Annotated in this window: 24 protein-coding genes; 21 read left to right on the forward strand and 3 right to left on the reverse strand. The window is 36.2% G+C overall.

Features of this window, described 5'->3' with window-relative positions; all coding sequences use genetic code 11:
* The first annotated feature begins 73 nt into the window (after positions 1–73).
* The 14 genes from JOC83_RS02830 (at position 74) to JOC83_RS02895 (ending at position 10,791) form a co-directional block, all read left to right on the forward strand.
* Complete coding sequence (locus JOC83_RS02830) at positions 74–1,192, forward strand: prephenate dehydrogenase (protein ID WP_338038870.1); 1,119 nt, start codon at positions 74–76, stop codon at positions 1,190–1,192.
* A 64-nt stretch (positions 1,193–1,256) separates the two neighbouring features.
* Positions 1,257–2,546, forward strand: coding sequence for a 3-phosphoshikimate 1-carboxyvinyltransferase (aroA, locus tag JOC83_RS02835; RefSeq protein ID WP_205183442.1), 1,290 nt, complete (start codon positions 1,257–1,259; stop codon positions 2,544–2,546).
* 234 nt (positions 2,547–2,780) lie between these two features.
* Positions 2,781–4,037: a tetratricopeptide repeat protein gene (locus JOC83_RS02840; RefSeq protein ID WP_205183444.1), complete on the forward strand. Its 1,257-nt coding sequence runs from the start codon at positions 2,781–2,783 to the stop codon at positions 4,035–4,037.
* A 92-nt stretch (positions 4,038–4,129) separates the two neighbouring features.
* Positions 4,130–4,669, forward strand: a complete 540-nt coding sequence (locus tag JOC83_RS02845) for a ReoY family proteolytic degradation factor (protein WP_205183447.1) — start codon at positions 4,130–4,132, stop codon at positions 4,667–4,669.
* A gap of 182 nt (positions 4,670–4,851) precedes the next feature.
* A complete protein-coding gene (locus JOC83_RS02850) occupies positions 4,852–5,316 on the forward strand; it encodes a DUF2487 family protein (RefSeq protein ID WP_205183450.1) in 465 nt (154 codons plus the stop codon).
* 274 nt (positions 5,317–5,590) lie between these two features.
* On the forward strand, positions 5,591–6,100 hold the full coding sequence (locus tag JOC83_RS02855; RefSeq protein ID WP_205183452.1) for a Rieske (2Fe-2S) protein: 510 nt from the start codon (positions 5,591–5,593) through the stop codon (positions 6,098–6,100).
* A 3-nt stretch (positions 6,101–6,103) separates the two neighbouring features.
* Complete coding sequence (gene qcrB / locus JOC83_RS02860) at positions 6,104–6,778, forward strand: menaquinol-cytochrome c reductase cytochrome b subunit (RefSeq protein ID WP_205183454.1); 675 nt, start codon at positions 6,104–6,106, stop codon at positions 6,776–6,778.
* 60 nt (positions 6,779–6,838) lie between these two features.
* Entirely contained in the window at positions 6,839–7,606 is a 768-nt protein-coding gene (locus JOC83_RS02865; RefSeq protein WP_205183456.1) for a menaquinol-cytochrome c reductase cytochrome b/c subunit, read from the forward strand.
* Between the two features lie 118 nt (positions 7,607–7,724).
* Entirely contained in the window at positions 7,725–8,309 is a 585-nt protein-coding gene (gene lhaT / locus JOC83_RS02870; RefSeq protein ID WP_239583273.1) for a lipoprotein heptaprenylglyceryl N-acetyltransferase LhaT, read from the forward strand.
* A gap of 76 nt (positions 8,310–8,385) precedes the next feature.
* Positions 8,386–8,802 carry a YlbD family protein gene (gene ylbD / locus JOC83_RS02875; RefSeq protein ID WP_205183460.1) on the forward strand — a complete coding sequence of 139 codons (417 nt, stop codon included), beginning with the start codon at positions 8,386–8,388 and terminating at the stop codon, positions 8,800–8,802.
* A 10-nt stretch (positions 8,803–8,812) separates the two neighbouring features.
* Entirely contained in the window at positions 8,813–9,049 is a 237-nt protein-coding gene (locus tag JOC83_RS02880) for a YlbE-like family protein (RefSeq protein ID WP_205183462.1), read from the forward strand.
* 123 nt (positions 9,050–9,172) lie between these two features.
* A complete protein-coding gene (locus JOC83_RS02885) occupies positions 9,173–9,589 on the forward strand; it encodes a hypothetical protein (protein WP_205183465.1) in 417 nt (138 codons plus the stop codon).
* Between the two features lie 64 nt (positions 9,590–9,653).
* Positions 9,654–10,100 carry a YlbF/YmcA family competence regulator gene (locus JOC83_RS02890; RefSeq protein WP_205183467.1) on the forward strand — a complete coding sequence of 149 codons (447 nt, stop codon included), beginning with the start codon at positions 9,654–9,656 and terminating at the stop codon, positions 10,098–10,100.
* A 415-nt stretch (positions 10,101–10,515) separates the two neighbouring features.
* Complete coding sequence (locus tag JOC83_RS02895) at positions 10,516–10,791, forward strand: YlbG family protein (RefSeq protein ID WP_205183470.1); 276 nt, start codon at positions 10,516–10,518, stop codon at positions 10,789–10,791.
* A gap of 30 nt (positions 10,792–10,821) precedes the next feature.
* On the opposite strand, the gene JOC83_RS02900 is transcribed toward JOC83_RS02895, so the two are convergent.
* Positions 10,822–11,211: a DUF7147 family protein gene (locus tag JOC83_RS02900; protein WP_205183473.1), complete on the reverse strand. Its 390-nt coding sequence runs from the start codon at positions 11,209–11,211 to the stop codon at positions 10,822–10,824.
* 391 nt (positions 11,212–11,602) lie between these two features.
* On the opposite strand from JOC83_RS02900, the gene rsmD reads away from it, so the two are divergent.
* Both rsmD and coaD read left to right on the forward strand, forming a co-directional pair.
* Entirely contained in the window at positions 11,603–12,166 is a 564-nt protein-coding gene (rsmD, locus tag JOC83_RS02905; RefSeq protein WP_205183476.1) for a 16S rRNA (guanine(966)-N(2))-methyltransferase RsmD, read from the forward strand.
* Positions 12,167–12,232: 66 nt separating this feature from the next.
* On the forward strand, positions 12,233–12,721 hold the full coding sequence (coaD, locus tag JOC83_RS02910) for a pantetheine-phosphate adenylyltransferase (protein ID WP_205183479.1): 489 nt from the start codon (positions 12,233–12,235) through the stop codon (positions 12,719–12,721).
* A gap of 174 nt (positions 12,722–12,895) precedes the next feature.
* On the opposite strand, the gene ylbJ is transcribed toward coaD, so the two are convergent.
* Entirely contained in the window at positions 12,896–14,116 is a 1,221-nt protein-coding gene (ylbJ, locus tag JOC83_RS02915; RefSeq protein WP_205183481.1) for a sporulation integral membrane protein YlbJ, read from the reverse strand.
* Positions 14,117–14,298: 182 nt separating this feature from the next.
* Here ylbJ and JOC83_RS02920 point away from each other — a divergent pair, with 182 nt between their 5' ends.
* Complete coding sequence (locus JOC83_RS02920) at positions 14,299–15,093, forward strand: patatin-like phospholipase family protein (protein ID WP_205183483.1); 795 nt, start codon at positions 14,299–14,301, stop codon at positions 15,091–15,093.
* Positions 15,083–16,102, forward strand: coding sequence for a SepM family pheromone-processing serine protease (locus tag JOC83_RS02925; protein WP_275580391.1), 1,020 nt, complete (start codon positions 15,083–15,085; stop codon positions 16,100–16,102). The genes JOC83_RS02920 and JOC83_RS02925 overlap by 11 nt, the downstream gene beginning before the upstream one ends.
* Before the next feature lie 119 nt (positions 16,103–16,221).
* Here JOC83_RS02925 and JOC83_RS02930 read toward each other — a convergent pair whose 3' ends face one another.
* A complete protein-coding gene (locus tag JOC83_RS02930) occupies positions 16,222–17,442 on the reverse strand; it encodes a nucleotidyltransferase (RefSeq protein ID WP_205183488.1) in 1,221 nt (406 codons plus the stop codon).
* Between the two features lie 161 nt (positions 17,443–17,603).
* Between JOC83_RS02930 and JOC83_RS02935 the strand changes: the two genes are divergently transcribed.
* The 3 genes from JOC83_RS02935 to JOC83_RS02945 all read left to right on the forward strand — a co-directional run bounded on the left by JOC83_RS02935 (position 17,604) and on the right by JOC83_RS02945 (position 19,246).
* Positions 17,604–18,122: a YceD family protein gene (locus tag JOC83_RS02935; protein ID WP_205183490.1), complete on the forward strand. Its 519-nt coding sequence runs from the start codon at positions 17,604–17,606 to the stop codon at positions 18,120–18,122.
* 68 nt (positions 18,123–18,190) lie between these two features.
* The gene (gene rpmF, locus JOC83_RS02940; protein WP_110112938.1) at positions 18,191–18,364 is read left to right on the forward strand and encodes a 50S ribosomal protein L32; all 174 of its coding nucleotides are present in this window, start codon (positions 18,191–18,193) and stop codon (positions 18,362–18,364) included.
* A gap of 114 nt (positions 18,365–18,478) precedes the next feature.
* Positions 18,479–19,246, forward strand: coding sequence for an enoyl-CoA hydratase/isomerase family protein (locus JOC83_RS02945; RefSeq protein ID WP_205183492.1), 768 nt, complete (start codon positions 18,479–18,481; stop codon positions 19,244–19,246).
* Positions 19,247–19,293 lie beyond the last annotated feature (47 nt).

The raw sequence follows: 19,293 nt of genomic DNA on the forward strand, positions 1-19,293 counted from the left end.
CTCTTCCTATATACTAAACAATGCAACTTGATGTAAGTAATTAATGAGTTGACAGAAGCTGCATAGTAAGAAAATAGAGGTGGATCTCGTGGAGAAACGTGTATTGATTATTGGTCTTGGATTAATTGGTGGGTCACTGGCTTTAAATATTAAAAATACATATACAGAGGCAACGCTTGTTGGTTACGATATTAATAACCAACAGCTTCAATTAGCTAATACGCTAACAGTCATTGATGAAATAGCTCCTTCTTTACAGGAGGGTGCAGAGCAAGCCGACTTTATTTTTATTGCTGTACCTGTTGCACAAGCAGAGCAAATTATTGAACAGCTAGCGACATACTCTTTAAAGTCAGATGTCATCATTACAGATGTTGGTAGTACGAAAGAGCAAATTATCAAAAAAGCAGAACTTTTAACGAATAAAGGATGGCAGTTTATCGGTGGTCATCCGATGGCAGGCTCTCATAAAAGTGGTGTCACAGCAGCGCGGGGACATCTATTTGAGAATGCGATGTATGTGTTAACACCGACAGAAACGGTTACAGATGAAGCGTTAAAACAATTAAAACTTTTGTTAGAAGGAACAAAAGCTAACCTTATTGTCTTATCACCTAAAGAGCATGATAAATTAGTTGGTGTTATTAGTCATTTTCCTCACATTATTGCAGCAAGCCTTGTACATCAGGCAGAGCATTATCAAGAAGAAAATGAACTAGTAAAGCAACTAGCTGCAGGTGGCTTCCGTGATATCACTCGAATTGCCTCAAGTAGTCCTACAATGTGGCGAGACATTTTGCTTCATAATCACGATTCTTTATTACATATGTTTGAGCATTGGTTTAAAGAGATGGAGCATGTTCGAGAAATGATAAAGCAGAAAGATGCAAGTAAGATTTATGATTATTTTGTAAAAGCGAAGCAATTCCGCGATCAACTTCCTGTTCGAGCAAAAGGAGCGATTCCTTCTTTTTACGACTTGTATGTAGATGTTCCTGACTACCCTGGTATCATATCCGAAGTAACAGGATATTTAGCTGAAGAAGAAATTAGCATTACAAACATCCGTATCTTAGAAACACGTGAAGATATTTATGGTGTCTTGCGATTAAGCCTTCAAACAGAAGAAGATCGAAAAAAAGCAAAGGATTGTTTAGAAAACCATTCATATGCAACATTTATTGCCGATTAATTCTTGTTTTGTAGTTTCTTTTCTAAAAGGTAGATGATAGAAAAGCAAGGAAGGAGAATAAAACTTGAGTCAGAAAGAGTTATATACACGTATTAGCAGTTTAAACGGAGAAGTATGTGTGCCAGGTGATAAGTCGATTTCTCATCGAGCAGTGATGTTTGGCTCGATTGCACAAGGTAAAACGAAAGTTCATCATTTTTTACCTGGAGAAGATTGTTTGAGCACTATTTCTTGCTTTAAACAAATGGGAGTCTCAATTAAACGTCAGGATGATTATGTAGAAATCGAAGGTAATGGATTTAGTGGTTTAATAGAACCTACTGAAGTTCTTGATGTGGGGAATTCTGGCACGACAACACGATTGATGCTTGGTATTTTGGCTGGTGTTCCATTTCATACGTCATTAATTGGAGATGAATCGATTGCGAAAAGGCCAATGGGAAGAGTAACGGTACCCCTTCAATCAATGGGTGCAAAAATTGATGGAAGAGAGTCTGGGCAGTTTACACCGTTGTCAATTAGAGGGGGTGCTTTACGTTCTATTCGTTACGAATCCCCTGTGGCTAGTGCACAAGTGAAGTCATCCATTTTATTAGCAGGCCTAAATGCTGAAGGAACAACGAGCGTCACAGAGCCTCATAAGTCAAGAGATCATACAGAGAGAATGTTAGGAGCATTTGGTGTACAAGTACACGTTGAAGATAAGACCGTTTCAATTGCAGGTGGCCAATCTTTAAAAGGAACAGAGATTTATGTACCAGGTGACATTTCCTCAGCAGCCTTTTTCTTAGTCGCAGGTGCAATTGTTCCAGATAGTTGTATTACGTTACGCAATGTAGGATTAAACCCTACACGTACAGGTATTATTGATGTGCTTCGTCAAATGAATGCAACCGTTGAAATTAAAAATGAGCGAGTGGTAAATGGTGAGCCAGTGGGTGATCTCATTGTGCAAACATCAGATTTAAAAGGAATTGAAATAGGAGGAGACCTAATTCCCCGATTAATTGATGAGATTCCTATTATTGCTTTGCTCGCTACACAAGCCAATGGAAAGACAGTTATTAAAGATGCAGAAGAATTAAAGGTAAAAGAAACGAATCGAATTGATACTGTAGCATCCGAACTAAAAAAGCTTGGAGCAAACATTATTACAACGGACGACGGAATGATTATTGAAGGAAAAGTAACACTTACCGGTGCAACAGTTGATAGTCACGGTGATCATCGAATTGGGATGATGTTAGCAATTGCTGCTTGTATTGCAACAAGTCGTACGCTTCTTGAAAGAGCGGATGCAATTAACGTGTCGTATCCTACATTTTTCACTGATTTAGAAAGTCTGTTAAACTAAAAAATGACTCGTTACAGCAAATCTCAACAAGGAGCATATGCTGTAACGAGTCTATTCTTTTAGATGTAACGTTGTGTAAACCGTTTTGTTGAACTCAAGCAAAATCTCCTTTATGATAGGTGTATCTTATCTTTAACGATATGTATAAATGAAATAATGATGAACGTATAGGATAACGAGAGTATACAGACGTATAAAATAGGTTTGAATGGATATAAAGGAGAACATGCTAAGATGAAAGAATTGGAACAAGCGATACGCCATGTTGAAAACGATGAAGTAGAAAAAGGACTTGCGCTGTTAAAACAAGCACTTCAAAAAGCTTCTCATGACGAAAAGTTTTTAATTGCCGAGCAACTTTTCACATGGGGTTTATTAGAAGATGCGATGGACATTATTGATGAATTATTGTTTCTTTATCCCGATGAAGGGCAGCTTTATATGTTAAAAGCAGAAATTCTTATTGATCTCGAGCGAGAAGAAGAAGCCATTGAAATGTTAGATGAAGTTAATCAAAATGACCCAATTTATGTACAGTCGCTATTACTTATTGCTGATTTATATCAAATGCAAGGGTTAAGCGAAGTAAGTGAAAGTAAATTATTAGAGGCGAAGAAGCTGTTGCCTGATGAATTAGTCATTGACTTTGGGTTAGCTGAGTTTTATAACAGCCAAGGGACATTTCATAAAGCAATTCCTTACTATGAGTTATTATTAAAAAAAGAAAAAGACATGAACGGTATTGACTTAAGACAACGCTTAGCTGAGTGCTTGAGTGGCGTAGGGAAATTTGAAGAAGCATTACCCTATTTTGATCAAGCATTAAAAGATAAATTAGAAATTAATACATTGTTTGAATATGCAATCGCAGCTTATCAAGCAAGTCATTATCAAACGGCGATTGATACGTTCAAACAGCTAAAAGAACTTGACCCTCAATATCATTCTTTATATTTATATTTAGCAAAAGCGTATGAACATGAAGAGATGCTTGCTGAAGCGTATGAAGCGATAAAAGAAGGGATTGCTCAAGATGAATTTCAAAAAGAGCTTTATTTCTACAAAGGGAAACTAGCATTAAAACAAGGGAACGAGGAAGAAGCAGAAGAAGGATTTAAAGAAGCTATTGCTCTAGATCCAGGGTATGTAGAAGCTATTTTGACGCTTTCAAAATTGTATATGAGTCAAGAGCGCTATGAAGATGTAATCGAAAATATTACACTAGCAACACAATACAATGAGTATGACCCTCATTTTGAATGGGATTTGGCAAAAGCTTATCAAGAGACAGAGCAGTATAAAGAGGCATTAAAACACTATGAGACAGCATATACTGTTTTTAAAGAAGAATATGCATTTTTGGAAGAGTACGGTTATTTCTTATTAGAGGAGGGAGAGCGACAAAAAGCAAAAGAAATCTTTACAAAGTTGCTAAGTCTAGATCCAACCTCAATTGAAATACAAGACATATTATTTCAATTAGAGGAATAATAATCGTTCAAAGGATTTTTGAAAGTCAATGTTGAATATGTATGTCAAAAGGGTGCTTGAAAAAAGTTTAATCACAGAGGAGGGAAGAGAGTATGGCGACCCCTGTTTCTGTCAACGAGAAAAAAGAGTTTGTCCGCTGGTTTTTAACGAATTATCAATTAAAAAGACGTGAATGTGTTTGGATTTTAAATTATTTAATGAGTCATGATCAATTAATGAAAAAAGTCCATTTTGTTGAGCAAGCTCAATTTTGTCCAAGAGGCATGGTTATGTCGACTCATTGTGTTGAGGAACCGCCTTTCCGTTTTTATAAAGAAAACATTATGACGACGGATGCAGAAAAATCTTTTCATGATATTCGTTTAAATCGAGATGAAGATATCTATATTCAGCTTAATTTCCGATCGTCATATTCATCGCCTCAATATGTTGTTGTGCTAGAAGAAAATCCACATATGCCTAAAAATATGCACACGAATGAAAAAGACAGATTAGTAGCAGAACGAATTCTAGAGGAATCTGTTCAATCTTTTCAGCGTTCAAAATTATTGAGTCTTATTGATGAAGCTTTAGATAATCACAATGAAGAAGAATTTAAAAGATTAACGGATTATTTGAATAATTTAACATGATTTTATTCAAAAAAGAAGTGTCAGGTTCTACTTTGTACAGCACTTAGCGTAAAGTTAAGTGCTGTACAATGTGAATCTGACACTTTGTATTTTTATAATATATAGGTAGAGCGTTTTCTTTTTTGTATAATGAAGTAGAAGGTCAAAAGAAAGCAAGTAAAAACGAGATGAGGGATAAAGCAGTGAAATGGTTAACAAGAGATGTTGACATGTACTTACAAGCAAAAGATTATGTAGACTCCATACTAATACCGATTATGCCGCTTGACTTTGGTAGTGTAATTAAAACGACGGCATCAATGGGAGAATACATGACGCTACTTACATCGGAAATAGAGCGACAATTTAAAGGTCGGTTGTTTTTAACTCCTCCATTTACATATCTGAAAGAAGAAGACATAGAAAATCAAAAGAATCGCTTGTTATGTTGGAAAAATAATTTGGAGCAAAATGGATTCAAGCATATCTTTATTCTTTCAACTGATAGTGTCTGGAAGCAGTATGATTCAGAATTGGGAGAAACATTTCTTTGGCTTCCTTCGTTACCACTAGAAAATCTAGATGATCAATATAAAATGAAAGTCATTCAAGATCAAGTTCAACAGATGATGACTTTATTTTTGGAAGAATGGAAAAAAGGGAAATAAATTTTTAAAATAGAATATTTTGTAAGAGGATGAAGGTCGATAAAAATTGATTTTCATCTTTTTTTTGGTTTTTTGTAAGCGTAACCATCATTGTAGTAATGGTAGTTTGCGAAAACAAGAAAAAAATAGAAATTGACACATGATTGCCATGTTTAGAAGTCATCCTCATATTGACCTTGGATAAATATTGATATATCATGAGTATGTCCTAGTTTTATATATTTGTTCATATACTGTCCGGATGGACTGAACTTTTGATAGAGGGGGGAAAAACATGAGCGAGAAAAAACATCGGGTATCAAGAAGACAATTTTTGAACTATACCCTAACAGGTGTCGGTGGATTTATGGCAGCTGGTATGTTAATGCCAATGGTACGTTTTGCAGTTGATCCAGTATTACGTAAAGGTGTGGATCAAGAAATGGTAGCGGTTGCTCAAGTGGATGAAATCACTGAAGAACCAACACGCGTTAACTTTAAGATTCAACAGGTAGATGCTTGGTATGAATCTGAAGAACCAAAGACAGCATGGGTATACAAAAATGAAAAGGGTGACATTGTGGCTTTATCACCAGTTTGTAAGCACTTAGGCTGTACTGTAAACTGGGCTGGAGACAAAAACAATCCTACTAGATTCTATTGTCCTTGTCATGATGGTCTTTATGAAAAAGATGGAACAAACGTGCCAGGTACACCACCAATGGCACCATTAGATGGCTACGTACAAGAAGTTAAAGATGGTACTTTGTATTTAGGAAAAGCAAAACCACGAGGAGGGGCGTAATAAATGTTAAATAAAATCTATGACTGGGTTGATGAACGTCTAGATATTACGCCTTTGTGGCGCGATATTGCTGATCATGAAGTACCAGAACATGTTAACCCAGCTCATCACTTTTCAGCATTTGTTTATTGTTTTGGTGGATTAACATTCTTTGTAACAGTTATTCAAATTTTATCAGGTATGTTTTTAACAATGTATTATGTTCCAGATATTAAAAATGCTTGGGAATCTGTGTACTATTTACAAAATGAAGTTGCTTTTGGACAAATTGTTCGCGGTATGCATCACTGGGGAGCTAGTTTAGTAATCGTTATGATGTTTTTACATACGCTTCGAGTATTCTTCCAAGGAGCATACAAAAAGCCACGTGAATTAAACTGGGTTGTTGGTGTTCTTATTTTCTTCGTTATGTTAGGTTTAGGTTTCACAGGTTATTTATTACCGTGGGATATGAAAGCGCTATTTGCGACAAAAGTAGGCTTACAGATTGCAGAATCTACACCAATTATTGGTCAGCAAGTAAAAACTCTATTAGCGGGTCACCCTGAAATTGTTGGTGCTCAAACGTTAACTCGTTTCTTTGCGATTCATGTATTCTTCTTGCCTGGTGCGTTACTTGGATTAATGGGCGCTCACTTCTTAATGATTCGTAAACAAGGTATTTCAGGTCCACTATAAGATTCTTTATCTACTAACATTTGATCTTAAAACCTTATAAACAAAGGAGGGGGAAATAGCATGCATCGTGGTAAAGGTATGAAGTTCGTGGGTGATTCTCGTGTTCCGGCTGAAAGAAAGCCAAATATCCCAAAGGACTATTCTGAATTTCCCGGTAAAACGGAAGCTTTTTGGCCAAACTTCTTATTAAAAGAATGGATGGTAGGGGCTGTATTTTTAATTGGGTATCTTTGTTTAACAGTAGCGCATCCGTCTCCGTTAGAGCGTGTTGCGGATCCAACTGACACAGGGTATCTTCCGTTACCAGACTGGTACTTCTTATTCTTATATCAATTACTAAAGTATACGTACGCATCTGGCCCTTACAATGTCATTGGAGCATTTATCATTCCAGGCATTGCGTTCGGAGCTCTATTATTAGCTCCATTCATTGATAACGGTCCTGAGCGTCGTCCTTCAAAGCGCCCTTTTGCAACAGGCTTTATGCTACTAGCGATTGCAGCAACTTTCTATTTAACATGGGAATCGGTTGTTGCAGTGGATTGGGAAGCAAAAGAAGCACAAGGTGAAATTCGTGACGAAGTAGAAATTGATACAGAAGCTGAAGGATACAAAATTCTTGAAGCTCAAACATGTTTAACTTGTCATGGTGATAATTTACAAGGTGGCCCAGCTGCTCCTGCTTTAACAGGACTGGAACTGTCACCAGAAGAAATCGCTGACATCGCTAAAAATGGACAAGGAAGCATGCCAGCAGGTGTATTTAAAGGAACAGATGAAGAGTTAAAAACTCTATCTGAGTACATTGCTAATATTGGCAAAGAATAATAAGAAAGCTGACTATTAAGTCAGCTTTTTTTGTACGACTACGCCTTGATGTTTGATAAAAAATTTGTCTGACTACTAACGAAATGATACATACTAATAATGATTAATCAAAAGGAGAATGATAGTGAACTGGCTTTTATATGTATTAAAAGATAGAAGGTTTTTATGGTTATTGCTTATAGTTAACGTTTTAGGAACAATATATGGTTATATTTGGTACGGAAACCAGCTAGCTCAAACTCCTGGGAAATTTTTATTGTTTGTTCCCGACAGTCCAACAGCTAGTTTATTTTTCGTAATTGTTCTAATTGGCTTTTTATTAAAGCGTAATTTTTCTTTATTTGAAGCATTAGCGACTGTGACACTGTTTAAATATGGTGTTTGGGCTGTTGTCATGAATCTATTAGTATATAAAGTAACTGGCGTAATGGACCCTGTTATGCTTATGTTAGTTGCGTCGCATGCTGCCATGGCTATACAAGGAATTCTCTATGCTCCTTTTTACACGATTAAAATGTGGCACCTTGTGGTCGCAGCTATTTGGACGTTACATAACGATATCATTGATTATGTGTTTTTTATGATGCCTCGCTATCGAGCATTAGATGAGTTCATACCGCAGATAGGATATTTCACGTTTTGGCTTAGCATTCTTTCCATTGCGATTACATACTTCTTTTGTAAATGGAGACAGAAGAAATAAAATTTTAAAATTGGGCGAACATATCTGGGTTGTTCACTCTACAATATAGTAGGCTAATGTGTATGAGGTGAGTGAAATGACTGAAACAAAACGTGATCTTCATCCATCTGTTGAGGAATTTAAAGAGTTTGTGAAACAGCGTCCAAAATTAATAGAAGAAGTACGCGCTCAAAAAAAGACGTGGAAAGAGTTATATGAAGACTGGTATTTATTTGGCGCGAATGATGAGATGTGGGCCCCTTATCAAACAGAACAAGTCGAGACTGCTGAAGCGGAAGCAACAGAGGCTGATGGAGAAAAGAAAGACTTTTTAGCAACCGTGTTAACCTCTTTAAAAAACATTGATTTAAATCAAATGCAGGATCATATTACAAACGTAAATTCAGCCATTACGAATATTCAGCAAGTATTGCAACAGTTTCAATCTAGTAAACCAAGTGGTGGTGGCGGTTCCTCAGGACCAAGTCATCCTTTTGGCTTTCGGAAAGATTAAGGGATAATATATGCGTAAAGATGTATATGAATATATTATCTCAAAGCCAAAGTTAAATGATTTTATAAGACAACAGCCTACTTGGTACCGCAAATTAACACGTGACCCAAATGAATTGGAGAAATTTGAGTTAGCATCTTTGCAGTATTATAAACAAACGATTCCTGATCGAGTAGAGCAGTTTTCAAACTCCATCCAAATGGCAAATATGATGCTCCATATGTTTCAAGCCATGAAAAATCAATAGTGATGTATAACATCCCTTGTCGCTGACATCCGCTTTATGGATAGATAAGGGATGTTATTTGTTTATAAGAAGAGTAAAAAAATTTTTGGTGCAAACACTACATAAAAAAGGAGTGATAGTGTTTTGCGAATCATGATGTTCTTTGTGGCGCTCTTTTTATTAGTTAGCTGTCAAAATGATAAGCCGAAGCCTGAGACTAAAGTAGTTGTGGCACCATCGGAGCAATCATTACTGACAGAGCCTGTTAGCGCACAAGTAGAAAGGTCAATGACTATTCACCAGCATGTTAAAGGAAGAAATGTCTATATTGAATGTGTAGTAAGTCATTTTTCTTTTACAAATCGATTTCAAGAACAGACAGAAGGAAAAGGTTTTATAAAAGTATCATTAGATAATAAGCCGATTGCACAAGTATCACAGGCAGCTTTCACCTTAAAAGACCTTCCTTTAGGACGACACACAGTAAAGCTAGAAGTGATGAAAAGTGAAGGAGTTAGTTACGGCTTAACAAAAGAATTTGTGGTTCATATTCGACCTTAACAAACTTTATATTTCTCAATTGCAAATAAAACATGATAAGATAGAGAGGGAGGTGTAGCCTTACATGCTCACAACATTAAGAACTGTCGAGCTTATCGATGAAGCAGAGCAGCTTTCAGCATTCATTACACAGTCTGAAGTAGCGAAGCATTATCGACAAAGTTATTATAGATTAAAACAAGATCAAAAGGCACAGGCACTCATACAGGAGTTTGTAAAAATGAAAGAACAGTATGAGGATGTGCAGCGCTTCGGTAAGTATCATCCTGACTATTCAACTATCACCAAAAAAATTAGAGTGTTAAAGCGTGAAGTTGATTTACATGAAAACATTGCAGCGTTTAAGCAAGCGGAGAAAGAGGTACAAAAATTGCTTGATGAGATTAGCGTCATTCTTGGTCAGGCTGTCTCAGAGTATATTAAAGTACCTACAGGAAATCCGTTCTTTGATACAATGTCAAGCTGTAGTGGGGGTTGTGGTTCGGGAGGAAGCTGTGGGTGTAGCGCATAATTAGCGCCGTAACCGAACACAGTCTTCACAAAGATTACCGCAACAAAACATCTTGTGTTGTGGCACAAAAAAGCGGTGTCGATAGACAAATAGGCTTTGTTCTTGACGCACAAAAGATGTAGTCCACGTTACTTTTGTAGAAGTGGTAGCTAAAATAGATGAAGCATAGATGGCTTCATCTATTTTTTTGTGAGTAGAATGCATAGAGGTAATATAGAGAAAAGGGACGTTCGTTACAAGTTTTTTTTCGACTTTTTCGATAGACTTATAAGTGTACAGTTGATGAAGAAAATTCATCCAAATATCATCAAGGTTCAATGTTATCACCTACCGCTAAGTTGTGTTTGCTATTGCAAGGTTATAATTTTCTGTGCTAGACTGTTATAAAATGTACATAATAAGAGGGGAACCATTTATGTTTGTTGAACGTCAAGGGATTGTGGTGTATATTCATTCCATTAAGCAGGCAAAAGCGTTAAGAAGGTTTGGGAATGTTCAATATGTATCAAAAGAGTTGAAGTATGTTGTATTATACTGCAACATGGATCAAATAGATGTGACGATGGAAAAAATTAAGTCCTTATCGTTTGTGAAAAGAGTTGTTCCTTCCTATAAACCATTCTTAAAAACAGAGTTTGAAAATTCTAAGCCTGACAAAGCGAAAGAGTATGATTATAAAATAGGAATATAAGTAAAAAGGTGGAAAATATCCACCTTTTTTTTATTGCATTGGAGGGATGTAACGATTCATTCGTAAAATCCCTATTAAATGTTGATAAAACAATTCATTTTCTGGAAAAGTTGTAGATGGTTTAACATCAAGTGTAATGATTTCTTTGTTTAGTGACTGTGCAACGTTTTTAAATAACTGGATACGTTTACTATCTTTCCCTTCTAAAAGGGTAATTCCTTCTCTACAAATGTATAAAGGTTGAAAATCTCCTTCAAGAGTTGGATGGAGGATAACGACAAAGGAAGCGACGGCTTTTTCATTTTTAATTGTTTGAAGCATAACTAAATGAGAAAGTCGATGAGCGTTATTTTGGGCAATTTCGAAAAGCTCGTAAATGTCGGAGTATCCTTCTCCTAACTCAATAAAGCGTTGGATCATATAAAAGCCTCCTGCAGTATGTATTCAATCCTACTGTATCATTGAATATTAGAAGAGTAAACATAAAAAAACCCTGCAATCTTTCGATGCAGGGCCCTTCCACCTTTGATTTTATTCAATCTTCATTAAATAAAATCAAATTAAGAAGGCAAAGGGAGAGGAGAAACCGGAGGAAGAACTTATGGGGAAACGTAAGTCTTCTCCGCGGTTGGCAACAACATCTATTCGATGATGTTGTTACTATCCATTATGTCCTTTGCAAATGTTTCTATACATAGGATTAAAAAAAAGATTGCTGTACACGATAAATAATGAAAATTTATAGTCTTAGTAAATTGTTTTATGTTAGGATAATGAAGAACTAGTAGTAAAAGGTAAGGTAGTGATAGTGATGAGAGTAGTATCAGGTAGCGTAAAAGGGAGAATGCTTAAAGCGGTTCCAGGTGTTACAACGCGCCCCACAACGGATAAAGTAAAAGAAGCTATTTTTAATATGATAGGACCTTATTTTGATGAAGGTCTAGCATTAGATTTATTTGCAGGTAGCGGAGGATTAGGTATTGAGGCACTAAGCAGAGGGATGCAAAAAGCCATTTTTGTAGATAGAGATGGAAAAGCAATTCAAACGATTAAGAGTAATTTAGAGTCGTGTGGATTCGAAAATCAAGCTGAAGTATATCGTAATGATGCAGATCGAGCATTAAAAGCCATTATCAAGCGTGATATGCAGTTAGATTTAATTTTATTAGATCCACCATATAAAGCACAAAAACTGAAAGCGCTTATCGAACTGATTAGTGAGCACCATCTTTTGTCTAAAACAGGAGTAATTGTTGCAGAACATTCACACGACGTTGTTTTACCTGAGCAAATTGGCTTGTTTGAAAAAGTAAAAGGGGAAACATACGGAATTATTGCAGTGTGCATTTATAAGTATAAGGATGACTCTTTGTAAGAGGACAGTAAGGTGTTTTATACATAAAAAGAAAAGTTGATATTTAGTGAGTAGAGGGGGATAAAGATGGGAAGTATTGCAGTTTGTCCAGGAAGCTTTGATCCAGTTACAAAAGGTCACCTAGACATTATTAAAAGGGGAGCAAATGTATTTGATACTGTTTATGTGGTAGTACTAAACAATTCATCCAAAAATCCACTATTTACGGTAGAAGAAAGAGTAGAGTTACTACAAAAAGTGACCAGTTCACTGCCAAATATTGTTGTGGAATCTCATAGTGGCTTATTGATGGAATATGCTAAACAAAAAAAGGCTAGTACCATCTTGCGTGGGTTACGTGCAGTTTCAGACTTCGAATATGAAATGCAAATTACATCGGTTAACCGAGTGATTGAAAAAGATATTGAAACGCTGTTTATGATGACGAACAATCAATACTCATTTTTAAGCTCTAGCATTGTGAAGGAAGTAGCAAAATATGGTGGAGATGTTTCTGAGCTTGTTCCACCTCTTGTGAAGGAAGCACTTGCTCAAAAATTTCAGCAACATACATAAAACAGTTAGTGAATGTCCTTAAGTTAAAAAGTGAATGGTGCTTATATTTTATGTAAGCGCGGCTGTCAAAATCCTAAAGTCAATATTAGTATTGTGTTTAAATGACGGTTCAGTTTACGTGAGGGTATCTTAAAAGGAATGGTTTGCCCTTTTGAGATACCCTCATATTTTTTATCAAAGAGCATGCCATCTTGAATGACGAATATAGATGTAAATACATATAGAAACGATGGTTACAATAGGACCATAACGGAAACAGAAGAAGAGATAGTCATTTACCCATTCATAAGAAGTGTATGAAGAGAAGACAGGTGCTACTTCGCTGTTATAATGAGATGTCTTTAAATAATGGCTCAACGGATTCCATATTAACAATGCGATAATAACAGAAAAGAATCCATGGAGTATTCGAGCAATAAAAAATGGGTAGAAGCGAATATCTGTTTCAGCTAGTATGCTAGCCACTTGAGCTTGTACGGAAAAGCCACTAAAAGCAAGAATAAAACTAACAATTAACACTTGATGAAGTAATGAGGCCTCATTCGTTTGGCTTGTTAACTGACTGCCAAGCGTAATCTCAAAAAGTCCTGAAATAAACGGCAAACTTAATTCCTTCGTTACTTGTACAAGAGCGAACAAATAAGACACAAAATGACTAAAAATTAAGCTTATATTCATTAAATAAAGCAGCTTGTTTAAGACGGAAAATAAAATAATAAAGCCACCAATCATTAATAGCGTTTGAATCGAAGAGGTAACAGCATCACCTAACAACTTTCCAATGGGTCTGTTATCTTTTAGTCGTGTATGATGCATTTCTTGAAAGGCATATCGTAAAGATGCTTTCTGTACGGTTTGTTCTTCAGTTGATTCTGAAGAAGCTGAGCCGTGAAATCTCATCACTAAACCAACACAAATGTTTCCTAAGTAATGAGCAAGTGCTAAAATGATACCAATTTGAGGCATGTTAAAAAAACCAACAGCAATTGCACCAAAAATAAAAATAGGGTTTGAGGAGTTGGTAAAAGAAACAAGACGCTCTGCCTCGATTCGTTTTAAGTGCTTTTTGACTCTTAAGTCAGCTGTTAACTTAGCTCCAGCGGGAAAACCAGAAGCCATTCCCATAGCAAGTACAAAAGCACCTGAACCTGGAACTCGGAATAATGGTCTCATTAATGGCTCTAATAATACGCCGATAAAACGAACAATCCCAAAACCAATTAACATTTCTGAAATGATAAAGAATGGTAATAAAGAGGGAAATACCACGGTCCACCACATGCTTAGTCCACGGGTGGATGCTTCAAGTGCCTCTTTAGGGTAAATCATTAAAGTAAGGGCTAAAGCAGTTGCAGCTAATGCTAATATAAACGTCTTGACAACCGACTTACTCAAATTCTCATCTCCTTATGCGAGTATTTCACCTTATGTATAAATGCGTAGCGATTTGAAAAATGATAAAATTACTAAAGAATCCATCATAAATGAGGTTGTACATACCCTATATATCAATATACGAGTCTAGGTTATTGGTTTAGACCATTTAATTGAGTTTCTTAACAGAGGAGGCTAGTCAATTGACGGATCCTAGAGTAGGGATAGCACTTGGTTCAGGAGGAGCACGGGGATTTGCCCATTTAGGTGTGATGAAAGTATTACAAGAAGAGAACATTCCAATTGACTATATTGCAGGCAGTAGCATGGGAGCACTTGTTGCTGCTTTCTATGCAACAGGACTTGAATTGGAGCTTTTGTATAAAATTGCGCATGCATTTAAGCGTAAATATTATTTAGATTTTACGGTTCCAAAAATGGGCTTTATCGTAGGGAATCGGATTAAGGAGCTTGTTCGTACATTTACACGAGGAAAAAATATTGAAGAATTAGATATTCCAATTGCCATTGTAACAACAGATTTGAAAACAGGTGAAAAAATTGTTTTTAAATCTGGACCTGTAGCCGAAGCGGTAAGAGCGAGTATTTCAATTCCTGGCATTTTTGTCCCTGAGCAATGGAATGGGAGGTTACTAGTAGACGGAGGAGTGGTAGATCGTATCCCAGTCTCCGTTGTAAAAGATATGGGTGCTGACATTGTTGTTGGAGTCGATGTATCACGTGTAAAAGTTGATGCTGAAGTGGGATCCATTTTCGATGTTATTCTACAGAGCTTAGATATTTTACAAGATGAGCTTGTGAAAAACCGTGAAATCGCATCAGATGTCATGATTAGACCGCATGTTGAAATGTTTAGTTCAAGAGCATTCACCAATATAAAAGAAATGATTTCAATAGGGGAAGAAGAAGCTTACAAACAAGTGCCTAAAATTAAAGAGGCGATTGAGAAGTGGAAGGAGAACAATGATGAAGTCTAAATCATATATACTTGTATTTTTATGTGGCGTGCTGCTAGCAGGAGGGGTAACATTTTTTCCGCTTCCATATTACATTACAAAACCGGGGATGGCTCAAGAGCTAGCCCCTATCGTTCAAGTAGACGGTGGATATAAAGAAGAGGGCTCGTTCATGCTAACGACCGTTCGAATGGGAAAAGCTACTCCTCTTTCTTATGTGTTAGCGCAGGTTCAAGACTTTCAACATATTTATCCAGAAAAAGAGATTTTGCAAGAGGGAGAGACGGATAAAGAGTATACATACAGACAGCTACATATGATGGAAACATCAAAAGAATCAGCTATTTCTGTAGCATACAAAAAGGCGGGGAAAAAAATATCTTTTGTGAACCATGGAGTGTACGTCATGGGTGTAGTGAAAAATATGCCTGCTGAAAATAAACTAGAAGTAGGGGATCGAATTGTCAAAGTGGATGATTATGAAATAAAAGAAGATCAAGATCTCATTTCTTACGTTTCAAAGAAAAAAGAAGGAGATTCTGTGACGATTACATTTGATAGAGAAGGCAAAAAACAAATAGAGACACTCGGTGTTGAAGCTTTTCCTGGACAAGAGAAGAGAGTAGGTCTAGGTATTTCATTAATCACGGATCGGGAATTAATGGTGAAACCTGATATTCAAATGGAGACCGATAAAATTGGAGGTCCTTCGGCTGGGTTAATGTTTTCGTTAGAAATTTATAACCAGCTTGTTAAACAAGATATGACAGGTGGGTATGAAATTGCAGGAACAGGAACATTAGATGATCAGGGGAAAGTAGGTAGAATTGGTGGCATTCAACAAAAAGTAGTAGCGGCAGATCAGTCAGGTGCAGACATATTTTTCGCTCCAAATGAAGAAGGAGATGAAAATTCTAATTACAACGAGGCAGTGAAAGCTGGTAAGGAAATTAAAACAAAAATGAAGATTGTACCTGTTGATACGTTTGATGACGCTGTCAGTTATTTAGAAACATTAACTAAAAAATAAAAGTGGACCGTCAATGAAAATTCAGCCATATGAAGAATTTTCATTGACGGTCTTCTTTCTATAAAAACAAATACAGTCAATCTTTCAACGTTTATAACAAAACCTCTAAATGAGAATTATTAAGAATATAAGATAGGTGGTGTGTTATATTCTTTTAACATTAGTTCTGTTCGATGAGGTTCTTGTAAAATCATGCTATAGCTATTTGTTGCTTTTATATCAAGAGCAATTGAAGGAATATTGCTCTTTGAAACGGTAGAAACGATAGGAATATCAACTTTCTTTTTTACATTTTTTAAATAAGTGCGTCCTAGTTGAGACATTCCTAATACTCGAATGTAAGGTGCAACACTATCATGCGTAAATGCCATTTGTTCTTTTGTGGTATGTGTGAGAATATGAGTACAAATACGCTGTAGACGTGACCATGTATAACGCTTTGTTTTTACTTTTTCAATAAAACTATAAAAAGAAGGCGCTTCTTTTATGTAATCCAAAAGTCTGTATTCAATGCCTTCTTCTACCTCGTACACCTCTTGTAGTTGATTGGGAGTCATTGTTAATAACTTATATTTGAGAAAAGAAAAATAGTTTTCCCAATCATGAAAACAACCATATGTTTGAACGTATTCTTGTAGAAGAGACAAAGTAAAGTGTGGAACGTGGTTTGCGATGTCTGTGATACATTTAGAGCCAGAAAATAAGGCTTTTCGAATACTTGTAGCGCTAGCAATGGATGTGTCTGAAAGTTCAGTATCGTGATACTGAGATTGAATTCGAGTAATCGTATGTGGTTTAATAGATGCATGCAAGTTGTTTATTGCTTTTACATAACTAAGCCCAAGAATATTATTTGGCTGAGATAAATTAAGGGATACTTCTTTTTCTTGCAAAATGGTTTGTAGGGCTAGAGAAGAAGCTTTAGGATAACTAAATCCTTGTTGCATCGCTTTTTTAATAAGAAGTGACAATTCTGATTTATGCTGTTGTGAAAAAGATGCAGTTTGAATAAATTCATCAATATGACCATTTTCACTACCAAAGCACAGAGCTTCGACATGTAGCGCTTGTAAAATGGATACAGCCCCTTTTGCAAATGTATCAGCTTGCTGAGTAGAAAAAGCATAGGGTAACTCGATAACGAGATCTGCGCCCCCTTTTAAGGCCATAGCTGTTCGAGTCCATTTCGATATAAGAGCTGGTTCGCCTCTTTGTAGAAAATGACCACTCATGACAGCAACAATGCAGTCAGAATGGGTTTGTTTTTTTGCTTCATTCATGTGATAATAGTGACCATTATGAAATGGGTTATATTCAACAATAATACCTGCAGCTTGCATAATAACTCCTTTTATAGCGAACTTGTATTTTGTACATTGTTTTAAAACTTTATGAGATGGATAAATGAGTAATAATAAGTCCATTATAGTGTAAAGAAAAAATATTGACAAATAATCTTGTGAAAGCTATAATTACTTTTGTTGCCTTGAGGTGATAGACAATGAAATGGACAGTACATCAGTTGTATCAGTTACAGCATAAAGGATTAAAGTTAGATGAACAAATAAGCGGCGAAGAATTTAAGGATGTAGATCCGCAAATTCGCAAGATGTCACCTGTGCATGTGCAAGGTAGAGCTGATATTAGTTCCTCTAAAGTAACGTTTCATTTAAAAGTTAGTGGTGAGATGACATTACCATGTTCTCGAACACTAGTTGATGTTCGTTATCCGTTTAATGTAGAAGTAACTGAAACATTTCTGTTAAAAGCAACGACTGATTATGAAGAAAATGAAGATGTACAATTTGTAGAAGGCGAAATAATTGACTTAATGCCAATTATTAAAGAATTAATCCTTCTCGAAATTCCTCTACAAGTGTTCGCTGATGAAGGCGATCAACAAGAGGGTGCACCGCAATCAGGTAAAGATTGGGAAGTTGTATCAGAAGAAGATCAACAGAACAAAATTGATCCACGATTAGCGGGGCTTCAAGAGTTCTTTAAAAACAAAGAAAAATAAACATTGCGAAGATCCGGCGTTATCCGGCCTTCATATGATTATTAATACCTTTTAAGGAGGTGGGAATAATGGCTGTACCTTTTAGAAGAACATCTAAAACTAGAAAAAGATTGCGTCGTACGCACTTCAAATTACAAGTTCCTGGTATGGTAGAATGCCCAAATTGTGGTGACATGAAGCTATCACACCGCGTATGTAAGTCTTGCGGAACTTATAAAGGAAAAGAAGTAGTAAGCAAATAATGACCATAACAAAAAGCCTTCCAAATGGAAGGCTTTTTGTTATGGTCATTATTCGTCACGTGTAGAAGGATTTCTTTCTGATTTGCAGAAAAAAGTATATAAGGAGGGGTTCTGATGAAAAAGACATTGTTCGATGTTTCAGAAAGTGGAATTGCGACATTTACTATTGACAGACCGAATAGAAGAAATGCTATTGATTATGATGTGATGGATAGGTTAAAAGAAGCAATACAAGTTTGTAAAGATAACTCACTAATAAAGGCGCTCATTATTACAGGAAGCGGTGACAAAGCTTTTTGTAGTGGTGGAGACCTTGATGTATTTCATTCAATTAAAACAGAACAAGAAGCAGCGATTATGCTTATGAAAATGGGGAGAATTTTGTATGAACTATTAACGTTAGAAAAGCCAACTGTTGCTGTAATGAATGGAGTTGCGGTAGGAGGAGGTTGTGAGATTGCTGCAGCTTGTGATATTCGCATTGGAAGTGAACATAGTCGGATGGGGTTTATTCAAGGCAATCTAGGAATTACAACTGGATGGGGCGGAGGCTCTATTTTGTTTGAAAAACTTCCTTATAACCAAGCACTGTCAATGTTGCAAACCGCCAAGTTATATTCAGCGCAAGAAGCGAAGGAGTTAGGCTTTCTTCAATACATAGCGTTACATGAAGAACGGATGGAAAAGGCATATGAAGTGTTAGAAGAAGCTGTACAGAAGCCTTTACAAGTTCTTTCTTCTTATAAACAAATAGTTAAAAGAAAATGGGAACAAAGTAATCTTTGGGACCGCATAAACGTGGAGATATTAACATGTGCAAAATTATGGGATTCAGAGCCACATCATCAAGCGGTGGAAAAATTTATGACAAAAAGTAAATGAATCTACTTAGCCATTGCAAAATGTCTAAGAGAAAACATTCACTTTTA

The organism is Priestia iocasae, assembly GCF_016909075.1.
Taxonomy (GTDB): Bacteria; Bacillota; Bacilli; order Bacillales; family Bacillaceae_H; genus Priestia; species Priestia iocasae.

What these genes read in the sequence shown, in the direction of transcription:
- coaD (WP_205183479.1), top strand. Translation starts at nt 12,233, where the DNA reads ATGGGAAGTATTGCAGTTTGTCCAGGAAGCTTTGATCCAGTTACAAAA.
- JOC83_RS02880 (WP_205183462.1), top strand. Translation starts at nt 8,813, where the DNA reads ATGCGTAAAGATGTATATGAATATATTATCTCAAAGCCAAAGTTAAAT.
- JOC83_RS02845 (WP_205183447.1), top strand. Translation starts at nt 4,130, where the DNA reads ATGGCGACCCCTGTTTCTGTCAACGAGAAAAAAGAGTTTGTCCGCTGG.
- JOC83_RS02865 (WP_205183456.1), top strand. Translation starts at nt 6,839, where the DNA reads ATGCATCGTGGTAAAGGTATGAAGTTCGTGGGTGATTCTCGTGTTCCG.
- rpmF (WP_110112938.1), top strand. Translation starts at nt 18,191, where the DNA reads ATGGCTGTACCTTTTAGAAGAACATCTAAAACTAGAAAAAGATTGCGT.
- JOC83_RS02930 (WP_205183488.1), bottom strand. Translation starts at nt 17,442, where the DNA reads ATGCAAGCTGCAGGTATTATTGTTGAATATAACCCATTTCATAATGGT.
- qcrB (WP_205183454.1), top strand. Translation starts at nt 6,104, where the DNA reads ATGTTAAATAAAATCTATGACTGGGTTGATGAACGTCTAGATATTACG.
- JOC83_RS02840 (WP_205183444.1), top strand. Translation starts at nt 2,781, where the DNA reads ATGAAAGAATTGGAACAAGCGATACGCCATGTTGAAAACGATGAAGTA.
- ylbD (WP_205183460.1), top strand. Translation starts at nt 8,386, where the DNA reads ATGACTGAAACAAAACGTGATCTTCATCCATCTGTTGAGGAATTTAAA.
- JOC83_RS02945 (WP_205183492.1), top strand. Translation starts at nt 18,479, where the DNA reads ATGAAAAAGACATTGTTCGATGTTTCAGAAAGTGGAATTGCGACATTT.
- JOC83_RS02855 (WP_205183452.1), top strand. Translation starts at nt 5,591, where the DNA reads ATGAGCGAGAAAAAACATCGGGTATCAAGAAGACAATTTTTGAACTAT.
- JOC83_RS02895 (WP_205183470.1), top strand. Translation starts at nt 10,516, where the DNA reads ATGTTTGTTGAACGTCAAGGGATTGTGGTGTATATTCATTCCATTAAG.
- JOC83_RS02900 (WP_205183473.1), bottom strand. Translation starts at nt 11,211, where the DNA reads ATGATCCAACGCTTTATTGAGTTAGGAGAAGGATACTCCGACATTTAC.
- rsmD (WP_205183476.1), top strand. Translation starts at nt 11,603, where the DNA reads ATGAGAGTAGTATCAGGTAGCGTAAAAGGGAGAATGCTTAAAGCGGTT.
- JOC83_RS02890 (WP_205183467.1), top strand. Translation starts at nt 9,654, where the DNA reads ATGCTCACAACATTAAGAACTGTCGAGCTTATCGATGAAGCAGAGCAG.
- JOC83_RS02925 (WP_275580391.1), top strand. Translation starts at nt 15,083, where the DNA reads ATGAAGTCTAAATCATATATACTTGTATTTTTATGTGGCGTGCTGCTA.
- lhaT (WP_239583273.1), top strand. Translation starts at nt 7,725, where the DNA reads ATGATAGTGAACTGGCTTTTATATGTATTAAAAGATAGAAGGTTTTTA.
- JOC83_RS02935 (WP_205183490.1), top strand. Translation starts at nt 17,604, where the DNA reads ATGAAATGGACAGTACATCAGTTGTATCAGTTACAGCATAAAGGATTA.